Genomic DNA, 14,189 nt, shown 5'->3' with positions numbered 1-14,189 from the left:
TCAGCCGAAGCGGTCCGACCGCGCGACGCTTCCGGACACGGACGTCCGCAAGATCACGCGCCGGATCGAGTGATCCGCGCCACGATCTCTTCCCGTTCACGTCGCGTCGCCGACAGCCGCTCGCGGGCGGCCGCGAGGATGTCGGGCCCGGCGCTCTCCGGCCGCCCGGCGTCGAAGGGCGGGGCCGGGGCATATTCCTGGTGAAGCTGGATCGCCTTCGCCGTCGCCTCGTCGGTCAGTTCGGCGGCGAGCGTCAGGCCGAAATCGATGCCCGCGGTCACGCCGCCGCCGGTGATCAGCTTGCCGTCGCGCACCACGCGTCCCTGCGTCGGGATCGCCCCGAAGGCGGCGAGCAGGTCATGCGCCGCCCAGTGTGTTGTGGCGCGCCGGCCGCGCAGGAGGCCCGCCGCGCCGAGCACCAGGGCGCCGGTGCAGACGGAGGTGACGTAGCGCGCGCTCGCCGCCTGACGGCGCAGGAGGTCGAGGGTCTCGGCATCCTCCATCAGCGGGTTCACCCCGCTGCCGCCCGGCACGCAGATCACGTCGAGGGCCGGGCATTCGGCGTAGCTGACCGTCGGCGTCAGCACGAGACCGGTGGCGCTCGCGACCGGTTCCAGGGTCTTCGCCACGAGATGGACGCGGGTGCCCGGCACCATCGCCAGCACCTCGTAGGGGCCGGTCAGGTCGAGCTGCTGCACCCGGGGAAAGACGAGAAAGCCGATCTCGATCGTCATAAGCCCAATCCCGGTCCGTATCCTCTGTCCCGAAAGACCTACCGCAGATAGATCACGCTGTAGAGCGAGGCGCGCAACTCGTCCTCGTCGAGCCAGACCCGGCCGAGATCGCAGCGCTTGGCGATGTCCGGTCGCATCCGGGCGCAGTACTCGCCGGTATTGTCCTGCAGATGGTACTGGCATCGCCCGCCGGCCTTGCGCCGGGCGATGATCGGGCTCGAATGGTCGGCGGCGATGTCCGGGTCCTTCGGAAGCCGCTCCTCCAGCACGTACCAGGAATAGCCGATCACCGGCAGGCGGCCCCGATCGAGGGCGTAGTCGATCATCGCCATCAGCCGGTCGCTGCCGGCCGCGAGGCCGGGCTCGCGGCGCGCCGCCTTGTCCATGAAGTCGAGCTGGTTATCGGCGATCGCGTCCGAGACCGGGATCAGGGGAACCGGCAGCGGTCTTCGCCGGCAGCGCCGCTCGACATGGGTGATCCAGCCCGCGTTGAAGGCGTCGGTGGCCGGGTCCCGCAGCCGGGGCACCGTTCCGCCGAGGCTGCGCCAGGAGATCTTGGGGGCGGCGACGCGGCTGCGCCAGCGCAGGGCACTGAGGGTGCGGGCGTGCTGGCCGTAGCCGTCGTAGGAGGGCAGGTCCCGGTCCGTGCACAGGCCGCCGAGATTGTAGAGGAGCGCCGCCGTCTCCTCCTGCCCGTCCTCCAGCTTGTCGAAGAAGGGTTTTCGCCCAGGGTTCCGCTCGCGGCTCGCCTCGGTGTCGTTGCGGCTCTCGGCGATCTCCTCCGCGAGGTCGGGATGCCGGCGCAGGTAGCTCCGCAGGGCGCGATCGCGGCTGTGCAGCAGGCCGGCCGGGTCCGCGAAGTAGTAGCGGGTGGCCACATCCAGCGCCGAGACGGTGATGCCGACGCGCTGCGAGATCATGTCGGCGGTGGCGTAGGCGAAGCAGATCGCGCTGTCGCCCTGGCTCATCGGCGACAGGGCCGGGTTGGGGCTGATCCGGTCGTCGAGCGGATGGGTGCCGGGGCGGCGGCCGGGCGCCACCACGGTCACCTCGGCACAGGTCGGGTTGCGGGCGTAGCGCGGGTTTTCGGCCAGCAGGCGCGTGTCGGCCGCTCCGGCGGGTGCGGCCGCGAGCAGCAGGCCGGCGGCGAGACAACGGGCGATGCGGGCCGCCCCGAGGGAGTGCCTCAATCCGCCCCCGCCGCGGCGACGGCGACGGGCGCCGCCTCGGCGCCGTCGAGCACCGTGTCCTGCGCCGCCTCGGCGAGCAGGGCGTAGCCGCCATCCGCCATGTGGAGGCCGTCGCTCGCGAAGAGTTCGGTGCGGGTCAGCCGGCCCTGTCCGATCCAGTCGCGCATCAGGTCCGAGCGGCGGATCACCGGAATGTCGAGGTCGTGGCCCAGCGCGCGCACCGCGTCGCGAAACCGGTCGGCGCCGGGCGTGGCGTCCAGCGCCGGGCACCATTGCGGCTCCATCAGCACCACGTCGATGCCCGCCGCGCGGATGCGCTCCAGCGCGGTCTCGGTCGCTTCGCGGAAATGGTCGAGGGAGACGCCGCGCAGGGGATCGTTGCTGCCGGTCTGCCAGATTACGAGATCGGGCCGGGGCGCGATGACGTCCCGGTCGAGCCGGGCCAGCATCTCGTCCACGGCCTCGCCGCCGATGCCGCGGTTGGTCACGGTGATCCTGCCGCCGAGATGCGGCAGGGCGTGCCGCAGCCCGGCTTCGAGGCGGGCGGGATAGGCGGCGGCAGGATGGCTCGCGCCGATGCCCTCGGTCGAGGAGGAGCCGAACGCGACGATGGTCAGCGGCCCGCCCAGCGCGATCTTCTGGGCGACGTGCGGAAGGCCGGCCGGAGCGGCGCCCTCGAACAGGCCGAGATCGATGTCGAGATCGAGGCTCGCCGGCAGCAGGTCGGCGTAGGCGAGAACCGCGGTCGAGGACAGGGTGAGCCCCAGTATCAGTGCCGTCGTGCCGACGAGCCGCCGCGGATGTCCCGCAAGGGCCTTCCGCATCCGAGCAAGACGAAGAAACCGCGCCACCGCTTTCGAGCCCCCGCCCGCGTGCCGCCTCATTCGGGGGCTTCGCGGAATTACCGATGTCGACTCTTGTAGCCGAACCGAAACTGGATTGCGGCCGAATAATCGTGATTCGCCACAAGGGCAATGCGGGGTGTTTGATGGAGTCTTAAGTCCACGCGCCGGATGAAACGATTTTTGTTTATCCGCGCTCTGCGCTTGATGCGGTCGCGGTGTCTGAAGGGCTCCAGTCTCTCATCTCGGCCGGCAGAAAAGCCGGGCGGCAGAGGACGAGCCGTCTCTCGGCGATGGTGGTCGACAACTGATGACATGGTCGCTTCGCCGCCTGCCTCCTCTGCACGATGGGATCGCCGGCTCATGCCCGTGACGCCAACGAGACCGTTCCGCTTCCGTGCCGCTCGATCCGGCCGTCGAGTTCGAGTTCGAGCAGCGTCGTCTGCACGATCCGCACCGGCAGGCCGGACGAGCGGGCGAGCTCGTCGGTCCCGACCGGGGTGGGGCTGAGGCACGCGATCAGCCGGGCTCGGTCATCCTGGGGCTCGGGGAGCGGGTCGGCCGGGCCGGCCAATTCGGCGAAGAGCGGCATGACGGTTCCTGCGCTCCCGTCGAGGTCGATCTCGTCCCAGTAATCGGGCGTGCCCGACGCCTCGGGGCGGTCGTTCAGGCCGTCCGCCGGCGGCGGCCCCCCGTCCATCAGCGGGGCGAGAACGGACAGGACGTGCTCGACCTCGCCGACCAGCGTCGCTCCCTCTCGGATCAGGTCGTTGGTGCCCTCCGCCCGCGGATCGAGCGGGGAGCCCGGAACCGCGAAAACCTCACGGCCCTGCTCCAGCGCGAAGCGGGCGGTGATGAGCGAGCCGGAGCGGCGCGCGGCTTCCACGACGACCGTGCCGAGGCTGAGCCCCGAGATGATGCGGTTGCGGCGCGGGAAGTCGCGCCCGCGCGGAACCCAGCCCATCGGCATCTCGGCGACCACCGCGCCGCCCGCGCCGACGATCTCCTCGACGAGGCCGGCATGGTTCTCCGGATAGATCCGGTCCTGACCGCCGGCGAGGACCGCGACGGTGCCGGTGGCGAGCGTCGCCTTATGGGCGCGGGCATCGATGCCGCGGGCGAGCCCCGACACCACGACAAGGCCGGCCTCGCCGAGGCCGCGGGCAAGCCGCTCGGTGAAGGCGAGACCCGCCGTCGACGCGTTGCGCGAGCCGACGATCGCCACCGATGGCTTCAGAAGTGCAGCCGGATCACCGCGCACCGCGATCAGCGGCGGGGCGGTCTCGGTGGCGTGCAGCGCCTTCGGATAGGCCGCCTCCCCCATGGCGAGGAAGCGGATGCCGAGGCGGGCGGCGGCGGCCATCTCACGCTCGGCCGCCGCCTTCGAGGACGGTACGGCGCGCTTGCCGGCGCGTTTCGTCAGGTCCGGCAGGGCGTCGAGCGCGGCGGCCGCACTGCCGAATCGGTTGATCAGGCCGCGGAAGGTACGCGGGCCGATGCCGTCGGTGCGGATCAGGCGGAGCCAATCGAGGCGTTGTCCGTCGGTGAGCTGCATCCGGTCCCCCTCCTGACGGGAGGGGCCGTCCTCAGCCCTTCTGCCCGATCCGGCCCTCGGTGCCGGCGGCGAGTCGGCGAATATTGGGCGCGTGCTTCCACCATAGCAGCGCCGCGAGTATGAGAAAGAGCGATGCAACCGCTCCGTGTCCGAGCATCCACAGCACGAGGGGCGTGGCGGCGGAGGCCGCGAGCGCCGCGAGCGAGGAGTATTTCAGGGCAAAGGCCAGTCCGAGCCAGATCGCGGCGAAGGCGAGAAGCGTCAGCGGGCTCAGCGCGAGCAGCACGCCGATGAAGGTCGCCACCCCCTTGCCGCCCTTGAAGCCGAGCCAGACCGGGAAGAGATGGCCGAGAAAGGCGCCGAGCCCGGCGGCCAGTGCCGGTCCCTCACCCCAATGGCCGGCGGCGAGCACTGGCAGCGTGCCCTTCAGCGCGTCGCAGAGAAGGGTCGCCGCGGCGAGGCCCTTGCGTCCGGTGCGCAGCACGTTGGTCGCGCCGATATTGCCCGAGCCGATCGCCCGCACGTCGCCGAGACCGGCGACCTTCGTCAGGATCAGGCCGAAGGGAATCGCGCCGCAGGCGTAGCCGACGACAAGCGCGGCGATGAGGGCCGGCCAGCCGGCCGCGAGCAGAGTGGTCATGCGGCGAGGGCCGAGAGATCGGAGCGGTGGACGATCCGGCCGCCGACGAGCGTCAGCACCGCCGCGCCCTGGAGCCGGGCCTCGTCGAAGGGCGAGTTCTTGGAGCGCGACTTCAGCTGCCGCTTGTCGAGGACGTAGGGCAGGTCGGGGTCGATCAGCACGAGATCGGCGGGCGCGCCCTTGTCCAGGCGTCCGGCCTCGCGGCCGAGCAGCCTGGCCGGGTTGGCTGAGAGCGCGTTGAGCAGCGTCGTCAGCGTCACGTCACCGGTATGCAGCAGGCGAAGGCTCGCCCCGAGCAGCGTCTCGATGCCGAGCGCGCCGTCGGCGGCCTCGGCGAAGGGCAGGCGCTTGGTCTCGACATCCTGCGGGTTGTGGTCGGAGACGATGACGTCGATCACGCCCTCGTTGAGCGCGGCGATCACCGCCGCCCGGTCGTCCTCGCGGCGCAGCGGCGGCGAGAGCTTGCAGAAGGTGCGGTAGTGGCCGATGTCGCCCTCGTTGAGCACGAGGTTGTTGACCGAGACGCCGCAGGTGACGGGCAGGCCCGCTTCCTTGGCCCGCCGCACGATCTCGACCGAGTCGGCGGTTGAGATCATCGCCGCGTGGTAGCGCCCGCCGGTGAGGCGCACGAGGCGGATGTCGCGCTCCAGCATCACCGTCTCGGCCTCGCGGGGGATGCCGAGCAGGCCGAGGCGCGAGGCCATCTCACCCTCGTTCATCACGCCGTCGCCGACGAGGTCCGGCTCCTCGACATGCTGCATCAGCAGCGCGCCGAAATCGCGGGCATAGGTGAGCGCCCGGCGCATCACCTGGGCGTTGGTGACCGCCTTCAGCCCATCGGTGAAGGCGACGGCGCCGGCCTCCGCCAGCAGGCCGAACTCGGTCATCTCGCGCCCCGCCAGCCCCTTGGTGATGGCGGCAGCCGGCAGGACGTTGACGCTCGCCGTGTCGCGGGCGCGGCGGAGCACGAAATCGACGATGGCCGGCCCGTCGATGACGGGGTTGGTGTCGGGCATGCAGACCAGCGTCGTCACGCCGCCCGCGGCCGCCGCGGCGCTTGCCGAGGCCAGGGTCTCGCGGTGCTCGGCGCCGGGCTCGCCGACGAAGGCGCGCAGGTCGATCAGGCCGGGGCTGAGGGTGAGCCCGCCGCAGGCGATCGTCTCGCAATTCTCCGGTGCGCCGGGCGCGGCGCCCCAGGCGACATCGGCGATGCGGCCGTCGCGCACGAGCACGGCGCCGGGGCCCTCGCGGCCGGTCGCGGGGTCGAGGAGGTGGGCGTTGGAGAGGAGGAGCGACCGCACCATCAACTCGCAATCTGTTTCAGGACAAGTTCACGAACGAGGCTGCGCCGGCTCAGGCCGCGTTGTTCAGCGGTCGTGTCAATGACATGCATCCGACGCTCGTCCAGATCGAGTTCGTCGATTGGGGGCCGGACGAGCATCGCAAGATGCTCGGACGCCATCGCCTCGGCGAAATCCGCGTCCGAGCGAAGCTCCTCGATGGTACGGGGTCGAGACGGCGCCCGCCCGTCCTCGTGCGCGAGGGTGAGCCACTGGCCAAGAGCTTCACTGGCCTGGGCGACCGTTTCGTCGGCCGTCTCGCCGGCGGCGATGCAGCCGGGAAGATCCGGGAACCAGACTCCCCAAAGCGTTTCGGGCTCTTTCTCCAGAATGCCGATATACGCCGTCACGACTTGTCACTCCCATCGAGCCAGCCTGCATTGCGTGCGATGGCGCGCGCCGTCCCCGGTGAAAGTTGTCCGCGTCCCCTTGGGACCGCCACATGGGGTCGGCCGGGAAGCACATAGATGTCGTGTGGTCCCGAGAGGGCCGCAACTGCCATCCCTCCTGCACCAAGCGTCGCCGAATGACCTGGATATCAAGCTCAAAGTCGCGCGGCGGCATGTCAAGCGCTGAGCCTCACCCGTTCGGCAGGTGGGTCGCCAGCGCTTCCAGCACGGCCATGCGCACGGCGACGCCCATCTCGACCTGCTCGCGGATCAGCGACTGCGCCCCGTCGGCGATGTCGGAGGCGATTTCGACGCCGCGGTTCATCGGGCCGGGATGCATCACCAGCGCGTCGGGCTTGGCCAGCGCCAGCTTGTCGCCGTCGAGACCGTAATAGCGGAAATACTCCTTCACCGAGGGGACGAAGGAGCCGTTCATGCGCTCGCGCTGGAGCCGCAGCATCATCACGATGTCGCAGCCCTTCAGCCCCTCGCGCATGTTCGTGAACACCTCGACGCCGAAGCGCGCGATGCCGGTGGGCAGCAGCGTCGAGGGGCCGATCACCCGCACGCGCGCCCCCAGCGCCTGGAGCAGGATGATGTTGGAGCGCGCGACTCGCGAATGCAGGACGTCGCCGCAGATCGCGACCCGCAGCCCCTCGATGCCGCCCTTGTTGCGGCGGATCGTGAGCGCGTCGAGCAGCGCCTGGGTCGGGTGTTCGTGGGCGCCGTCGCCCGCATTCACCACGGCGCAATCGACCTTGCGCGCCAGCAGATGCACCGCGCCCGCCGCATGGTGGCGCACCACGATGATGTCGGGCCGCATGGCGTTCAGGGTCGCGGCGGTGTCGATCAGGGTCTCGCCCTTCTTCACCGAGGACGAGGCCACCGACATGTTCATCACGTCGGCGCCGAGCCGCTTGCCCGCCAGCTCGAACGAGGATTGCGTCCGGGTCGAGGGCTCGAAGAACAGGTTGATCTGCGTGCGGCCCCGCAGGACGTTGCGCTTCTTCTCGACCTGCCGCGACAGGGCGACCGCGGCGTCGGCGCGCTCCAGGAGCGATTCGATGTCCGGACGGCTCAGGCCTTCGATGCCGAGCAGGTGCCGGTGCGGGAAGGCGGGTGCGGTTTGAGCGGTCATGCGGAGATCATTGCGTCGGTCGAGGGCTATAGGTGTCCGGGCGGGGCCCGGCAAGACGCAGAGCCGGCCCCGCCGCAACGGCCCCCAGCACATTGGGGAGAACCGTCTCCTCCGGTCGCGGCGAAGAGATTTTCTTCGTTATCGCGAGCCCGTGATCGAGGAAAATTTGAACGATCCGGTTTCGCTTCCGTTCTTCCAACATCTGTTGGGTTTCGAAGCGGCCGAAGGCTGTCCGCGGTCTTCATCCGCTCGCCCGGAAACGAAAGGAAGCCCATGAATACGCGACTTCTCCTGACCGCCGGCGCGCTCTCGCTCGGTCTTGCCCTCTCGTCCGGCGCCTACGCCCAGGGCATGCAGCGGGGCGGTATGGAGCCCGGCATGGGCGGCCAGATGGGCAATCAGATGGGCGGCCAAATGCAGCAGGGCGCCATGGGCGACGACATGGGGCAGGAGCAGCGCCCGATGAAGCGCAGCTCCAAGAAGATGAAAAAGCCGATGAAGAGCAAGAAGATGATGCGTTCGAAGCGCATGAATTCCGGATCCGGCATGGAGTCCGGCGCGGGCGGCATGTAACCGGCCCGTCACCGGACTGTTATCGGCGTGCCGTCTAGGCGGTGCGCGGCCCGCCCGGTTAAACCGGGCGGGCTTTTTCGTGTGGAACGAAGGCTTACCTTCCCCGCACCGGCCGGTCCTCGGATCCGGCGGAGAAGGCTTCAGCGAAGGAACAGCGCGCGGTGGCCGCAGGATCGACGCTCTCGGGGCCGGACATCGTGGAGACGGTGCGGCGGCGCTGGATGTTCCGCCATCCGCTGGTCATCCGGCTGGCGCACTGGATCAACGTGGTCTGCCTCGCCATCCTCCTGATGAGCGGCCTGCAGATCTTCAACGCCCATCCGGCGCTCTACTGGGGCGCGGCCTCGACCTTCGACAGGCCGTTCGTCGCCATCACCGACGACCAGCGGGACGACGGCACGCCCCGCGGCATCGTCTACGTCGCCGGCCACACCTTCGACACCACGGGCGTGCTCGGGCTGTCGAACCTCAACGGCCAGCCGGCGGGGCGCGCCTTCCCGTCCTGGGCGACCCTGCCGGCGCATCAGGATCTCGCCACGGGGCGACGCTGGCACTTCCTGTTCGCCTGGGCCTTCGTCATCAATGGGCTGATCTACCTCGTCTACGGCTTCAGTACCGGCCAGCTGCGCCGCCGCCTCATCCCCGACGGCGACCAGATGCGCGGGTTCGGTTCCTCGATCCGCGAGCACCTGACCCTGCACTTCCCGGAAGGCGACGAGGCCAAGCGCTACAACGTCTTGCAGAAGCTCTCCTATCTCGTCGTCGTCGCCGTGCTGCTGCCGCTGATGCTACTCACCGGCCTGTCGATGTCGCCCGGCGTCAACGCCGTGGTGCCCCTGCCAGACCTGTTCGGCGGCCGGCAATCGGCGCGCACGATCCACTTCATCGTCACGAACCTGCTGGTGCTGTTCGTGATCGTCCACGTCCTGCTCGTCCTGCTCTCCGGCGTGGCCAACAACATGCGCAGCATGATCACCGGCTGGTTCGTGATCGAGCGCCGAAAGCTTCCCGCCGGATCGGGAGAGAGCCGATGAAACCCCGCTCCGAGAGATCCCGCCTGTCGATTCCGAAGCCCCATCGCCGCGGCTTTCTCACGGCCGCCGCGGGCCTGTTCGGCGTCTCGGCGCTCGGCGGCTGCGACCGCTTCGCCGCGAGCCCCACGGGGCAGCGGGCGCTGAAGGCCGGCGAGGATGCCAACCTGTTCGTGCAGCGCCTGCTGCTGACCCCGGCTTCCCTGGCCAAGGAATTTCCGGACTCGCAGATCTCGCCCTGGTTCAAGCCGAACGGCACGATCGACCCGCCGGACAGGGCCTACAAGGCGCTCGCCGCCAGGGGGTTCGACGGATTCAAGCTTCGCGTCGACGGCCTCGTCGAGCGGCCGCAGGATCTGAGCCTCGCCGACCTGCGGGCGCTGCCCGCCCGCACCCAGACGACGCGGCACGATTGCGTCGAGGGCTGGAGCGCCATCGGCAAGTGGACCGGCGTCCCGCTCTCGGAGGTGCTGCAGCGTGCCGGCCTCAAGCCGAACGCCCGCTACATCGTGTTCCACTGCGCCGACACGATGGAATACGCCGCAAGCGAGGAGCCCGACGAGCCCGAAGAGAAGCCGGCGGAGAAGTCCGCCAATCCGGGCATGGAGTCGCGCCCGGAGGGCGCGGAGAATCAGGCCACCGACTCGAAGGCCGCCGGTGACGAGGCCCCGGCGGACGCGGGCGAGGCGGCGCAGGGCACGCCGGTGCGCTACTACGAGAGCATCGATCTCACCGACGCCTACCACCCGCAGACGATCCTCGCCTACGATCTCAACGGCCGGGCTCTGCCGGTCTCGAACGGTGCCCCGTTGCGCCTGCGGGTCGAGCGCCAGCTCGGTTACAAGCAGGCCAAATACGTCATGCGGATCGAGGTGGCCGACAGCCTCAAGGGGATTGGCGACGGCAACGGCGGCTACTGGGAAGACCGCGGCTACGAGTGGTACGCGGGGATTTGAGAGGGAGCCTCGCCCGTCCTCCAGATTTGACAACGCCGCGCCGCTCACCCACTTCTGCGCGGCGCGAGAGCCGGCCCCCGACCGGTACGCTATCCGCGCCATCCCCAAAACCGTACCCGCGGTGAGGCTCTGGCGAGAGGCAGAGGTTCATGAAAGTCGTCGTCGTCGAGTCGCCGGCCAAGGCCAAGACGATCAACAAATACCTGGGGCGCGATTACGAGGTTCTGGCCTCCTTCGGCCATATCCGCGACCTGCCGGCCAAGGACGGCTCGGTCGATCCGGAGGCCGACTTCGCCATGGTCTGGGAGTTGGAGGATCGCGGCTCGAAGCGCGTGTCCGAGATCGCCAGGGCGATCAAGGGCGCCGAGAAGCTCATCCTCGCCACCGACCCGGATCGCGAGGGCGAGGCGATCTCCTGGCACGTCATTGAGGCGCTCTCCGCCCGCAAGGCGCTCAAGGGGATTCCCGTCGAGCGGGTGACCTTCAACGCCATCACCAAGGCGTCGGTCGATGCGGCGATGCGCAAGCCCCGCGAGATCGATCAGGCCCTGGTCGATGCCTATCTCGCGCGCCGGGCGCTGGACTATCTCGTCGGCTTCAATCTCTCGCCGGTGCTGTGGCGCAAGCTCCCCGGCGCCCGCTCGGCCGGCCGGGTGCAGTCGGTGGCCCTGCGCCTCGTGGTCGAGCGCGAGATGGAGATCGAGCGCTTCAAGCCCCGCGAGTACTGGTCGATCGTCGCCACGCTGGCGACGGAAGCCGGCGGCGTGTTCGAGGCCCGGCTCGTCGGCGCCGACGGCAAGCGCATCCAGCGCCTCGACGTCGGCAATGCCGAGGAGGCGGCGGCGTTCAAGCGCGACCTCGAACTCGCGACCTTCCAGGTGGCCTCCGTCGAGGCCAAGCCGGCCAAGCGCCACCCGCAGCCGCCCTTCACCACCTCGACGCTGCAGCAGGAGGCCTCGCGCAAGCTCGGCATGGCGCCGGCGCAGACCATGCGGGTCGCCCAGAAGCTCTACGAGGGCGTCGATGTCGGCGGCGAGACCGTCGGCATCATCACCTACATGCGAACCGACGGCGTCGACATGGCGCCCGAGGCGATCTCGGATGCCCGCCGGGTGATCGGCCGCGAGTTCGGCGACGACTACGTGCCGAACGCCCCGCGCAAATACTCGGTGAAGGCCAAGAACGCGCAGGAAGCGCACGAGGCCGTGCGCCCGACCGATATGGGCCGGCTCCCGAAGCAGGTCGCCCGCTATCTGGAGCCCGAGCAGGCCCGGCTCTACGAGCTGATCTGGACGCGCACGATCGCAAGTCAGATGGAATCGGCGGAGCTGGAGCGCACCACCGTCGAGGTCACCGCGAGCGTCGGCCCGCGGCGGATCGACCTGCGCGCCACCGGTCAGGTCGTGAAGTTCGACGGCTTCCTCGCTCTCTACCAAGAGGGCAAGGACGACGAGGAGGATGAGGATTCGAAGCGCCTGCCGGCGATGGCGGCGGGCGACCCGCTCAAGCGCGAGCGCATCGCCTCGACCCAGCACTTCACCGAGCCGCCGCCGCGCTACTCCGAGGCCAGCCTCGTCAAGCGGATGGAGGAGCTCGGCATTGGTCGGCCCTCGACCTACGCCGCGGTGCTGCAGACCCTGCGCGACCGCGAGTACGTCCGGATCGAGAAAAAGCGCCTCCAGCCGGAGGACAAGGGCCGCCTCGTCACCGGCTTCCTCGAGAGCTTCTTCAAGCGCTACGTCGAGTACGATTTCACCGCGAGCCTGGAGGAGCAGCTCGACCGGGTCTCGAATGCGGAGATCGACTGGCGCTCGGTGCTGCGCGACTTCTGGCGCGACTTCTCCGCCGCGATCGGCGGCACTAAGGAGCTACGCGTCGCCGAGGTGCTGGAGGCCCTCAACGGCCTGCTCGGGCCGCACATCTTCCCCGAGAAGGCGGATGGCGGCGATCCGCGGGCCTGCCCGACCTGCGGCTCGGGCCAGCTCTCGCTCAAGCTCGGCAAGTTCGGCGCCTTCATCGGCTGCTCGAACTATCCCGAGTGCAAGTACACCCGCCAGCTCTCGGCCTCCGGCGTCGAGGGTGAGGGCGACGGCTCCTCGTCCGAGGGCGGCCAGCCCGGCGTGCGCGTGCTCGGCGACGACCCGGCCACCGGCCTGCCGGTGACCCTGCGCGACGGCCGCTTCGGCCCCTTCGTGCAACTCGGCGAGGCCTCGTCGGAGAAGGGTGCGGAGAAGCCCAAGCGCTCCTCGCTGCCGAAGGGCATGACGCCGGGTAGCGTGACGCTGGAGATCGCCCTGCGCCTGCTCTCGCTGCCCCGCGAGGTGGCCAAGCACCCGGAGACCGGCGAGCCGATCCTGGCCAATCTCGGCCGCTTCGGACCCTACGTGCAGCACGGGAAGACCTACGCCAATCTCGGCAAGGACGACGACGTGCTGGAGATCGGCGCCAACCGCGCCATCGATCTCATCGTCGCCAAGGAGCAGGGCGGCGGGCGCGGGCGCCCCTCCTCCGATCCCGGCCGCGCGCTGGGCCCGCATCCGGACGGAGCCGCGCTCGTGGTCAAGGCCGGCAAGTACGGCCCCTATGTCAGCGACGGCTCGGTCAACGCGACGCTGCCGAAGACGATAAGTGCCGAGAGCCTGACGCTGGAACAGGCGATCGACCTCATCAACGCCAAGCGCGCCTCGGGCGGGGGCAAGAAGCCGGTCCGCAAGACGGCCACGCGCGCCCGCACGGCGGCGAAGGCGGCGGACGGAGCGGAGGCGAAGAAGCCCGCCGCGCGCAAGACGACCAGCAAGACGGCGACGAAGGCAGCGGCCAAGCCGGCGGCTGCCAAGAAGACGGCGTCGAAGACGAAGGCGAGCTGAGGCGCGCGGCTCTTCAACCCTCCCCCTCTGCGGGGGAGGGTGTCCGCGGAGCGGACGGGAGAGGGGCAGCGCGACGGGGCCGTACTCGGCGGGCCTCGGTCCAGCGGAAACGGCACTCCCCTCACCCGACCCCTTCCGGGGGACATCCTCTGCCGCCGAGGGAGAGGAACGCATCCGGCAAGGTATGCGTCGAAATCAGGCCGGGTCGACGCGCTCGAATGTGAGGTAGCTCGGCAGCCGACCGGCGGCGAGGGCCTTGGCCTCGTAGCGGGTGCCCGGCCAGCCGGGGAACGGCCGGCGCCAGTCGTCGGCGCTCTCGGCCGTCCAGCGCAGCTGCGGGCAGCGGGCGGCGCGGACCAGGGTCCAGCCGACATAATCGTCGATGTCGCTGGCGAAGCGGAAATGGCCGCCGGGGCGCAGCACCCGGGCGATCTCGGCGAGCGACGCGTCCGAGACGAAGCGGCGCTTGCGCTGGCGGCGCTTGGGCCAGGGATCGGGATAGAGCAGGTAGACGCGGGCGAGGCTCGCATCCGGCAGAGCGGCAAGCAGCGCTGTGGCGTCCTCGTCCCAGACGCGGACGTTGCGCAAGGCGCGCTCGTCCACCGCGCGCAGCAGCTTGACCACGCCGTTGACGAAGGGCTCGCAGCCGATGATGCCGGCCCGTGGATGAGCCTCAGCCTGAGCGGCGAGATGCTCGCCGCCGCCGAAGCCGATCTCCAGCCAGACCTCGTCGACCGGCACCGGAAACAGCGCCGGCGGATCCAGAAATTCGCCGCGCTCGGGCAGCGCGACGCGCAAGCGCGGCAGCGCTCCTTCGAGGCGCTGCTCCTGGCCCGGCCGGAGGCGCTTGCCCTTGCGGCGTCCGTAGAAGGCCCGTTCGGCCTCCGTGGTCCCGCCCGTCTCGGGAGGGATGTCGTCATCCCTCCCCATCATG

General features: G+C 70.0%; 13 protein-coding genes. 4 read left to right on the top strand and 9 right to left on the bottom strand.

What is annotated here, in order from left to right; translation table 11 throughout:
- Positions 1 to 53 precede the first annotated feature (53 nt).
- The 8 genes from MPPM_RS17995 to MPPM_RS17960 all read right to left on the bottom strand — a co-directional run bounded on the left by MPPM_RS17995 (position 54) and on the right by MPPM_RS17960 (position 7,828).
- Positions 54 to 734 carry a DJ-1/PfpI family protein gene (locus MPPM_RS17995; protein ID WP_096486236.1) on the bottom strand — a complete coding sequence of 227 codons (681 nt, stop codon included), beginning with the start codon at positions 732 to 734 and terminating at the stop codon, positions 54 to 56.
- 38 nt (positions 735 to 772) lie between these two features.
- The gene (locus tag MPPM_RS17990; protein ID WP_096486235.1) at positions 773 to 1,924 is read right to left on the bottom strand and encodes a hypothetical protein; all 1,152 of its coding nucleotides are present in this window, start codon (positions 1,922 to 1,924) and stop codon (positions 773 to 775) included.
- Entirely contained in the window at positions 1,921 to 2,748 is an 828-nt protein-coding gene (locus MPPM_RS17985; protein ID WP_096486234.1) for an SGNH/GDSL hydrolase family protein, read from the bottom strand. The genes MPPM_RS17990 and MPPM_RS17985 overlap by 4 nt, the downstream gene beginning before the upstream one ends.
- Positions 2,749 to 3,127: 379 nt before the next feature.
- Positions 3,128 to 4,321 (bottom strand): DNA-processing protein DprA, encoded by a 1,194-nt coding sequence (gene dprA, locus MPPM_RS17980; protein ID WP_096486233.1) that lies wholly within the window; start codon positions 4,319 to 4,321, stop codon positions 3,128 to 3,130.
- 31 nt (positions 4,322 to 4,352) lie between these two features.
- Positions 4,353 to 4,961: a glycerol-3-phosphate 1-O-acyltransferase PlsY gene (plsY, locus tag MPPM_RS17975; RefSeq protein WP_096486232.1), complete on the bottom strand. Its 609-nt coding sequence runs from the start codon at positions 4,959 to 4,961 to the stop codon at positions 4,353 to 4,355.
- Entirely contained in the window at positions 4,958 to 6,262 is a 1,305-nt protein-coding gene (locus MPPM_RS17970; RefSeq protein ID WP_096487906.1) for a dihydroorotase, read from the bottom strand. Before MPPM_RS17970 ends, plsY begins: the two co-directional genes overlap by 4 nt.
- A gap of 2 nt (positions 6,263 to 6,264) precedes the next feature.
- The gene (locus MPPM_RS17965; RefSeq protein WP_096486231.1) at positions 6,265 to 6,651 is read right to left on the bottom strand and encodes a type II toxin-antitoxin system HicB family antitoxin; all 387 of its coding nucleotides are present in this window, start codon (positions 6,649 to 6,651) and stop codon (positions 6,265 to 6,267) included.
- A gap of 229 nt (positions 6,652 to 6,880) precedes the next feature.
- Positions 6,881 to 7,828, bottom strand: a complete 948-nt coding sequence (locus MPPM_RS17960; RefSeq protein WP_096486230.1) for an aspartate carbamoyltransferase catalytic subunit — start codon at positions 7,826 to 7,828, stop codon at positions 6,881 to 6,883.
- 273 nt (positions 7,829 to 8,101) lie between these two features.
- Here MPPM_RS17960 and MPPM_RS17955 point away from each other — a divergent pair, with 273 nt between their 5' ends.
- The 4 genes from MPPM_RS17955 to topA all read left to right on the top strand — a co-directional run bounded on the left by MPPM_RS17955 (position 8,102) and on the right by topA (position 13,255).
- On the top strand, positions 8,102 to 8,401 hold the full coding sequence (locus tag MPPM_RS17955; protein WP_096486229.1) for a hypothetical protein: 300 nt from the start codon (positions 8,102 to 8,104) through the stop codon (positions 8,399 to 8,401).
- Positions 8,402 to 8,562: 161 nt separating this feature from the next.
- On the top strand, positions 8,563 to 9,435 hold the full coding sequence (locus MPPM_RS17950; RefSeq protein WP_096486228.1) for a cytochrome b/b6 domain-containing protein: 873 nt from the start codon (positions 8,563 to 8,565) through the stop codon (positions 9,433 to 9,435).
- Positions 9,432 to 10,388 (top strand): molybdopterin-dependent oxidoreductase, encoded by a 957-nt coding sequence (locus tag MPPM_RS17945; protein WP_096486227.1) that lies wholly within the window; start codon positions 9,432 to 9,434, stop codon positions 10,386 to 10,388. Before MPPM_RS17950 ends, MPPM_RS17945 begins: the two co-directional genes overlap by 4 nt.
- Positions 10,389 to 10,537: 149 nt before the next feature.
- Positions 10,538 to 13,255 (top strand): type I DNA topoisomerase, encoded by a 2,718-nt coding sequence (gene topA / locus MPPM_RS17940; RefSeq protein WP_096486226.1) that lies wholly within the window; start codon positions 10,538 to 10,540, stop codon positions 13,253 to 13,255.
- A gap of 195 nt (positions 13,256 to 13,450) precedes the next feature.
- Here topA and trmB read toward each other — a convergent pair whose 3' ends face one another.
- A complete protein-coding gene (gene trmB, locus MPPM_RS17935; protein ID WP_096486225.1) occupies positions 13,451 to 14,188 on the bottom strand; it encodes a tRNA (guanine(46)-N(7))-methyltransferase TrmB in 738 nt (245 codons plus the stop codon).
- Position 14,189: the final 1 nt, after the last annotated feature.

Source organism: Methylorubrum populi, from assembly GCF_002355515.1.
Classification (GTDB): domain Bacteria; phylum Pseudomonadota; class Alphaproteobacteria; order Rhizobiales; family Beijerinckiaceae; genus Methylobacterium; species Methylobacterium populi_A.
This window is presented reverse-complemented; position numbering and strand designations above follow the sequence as displayed.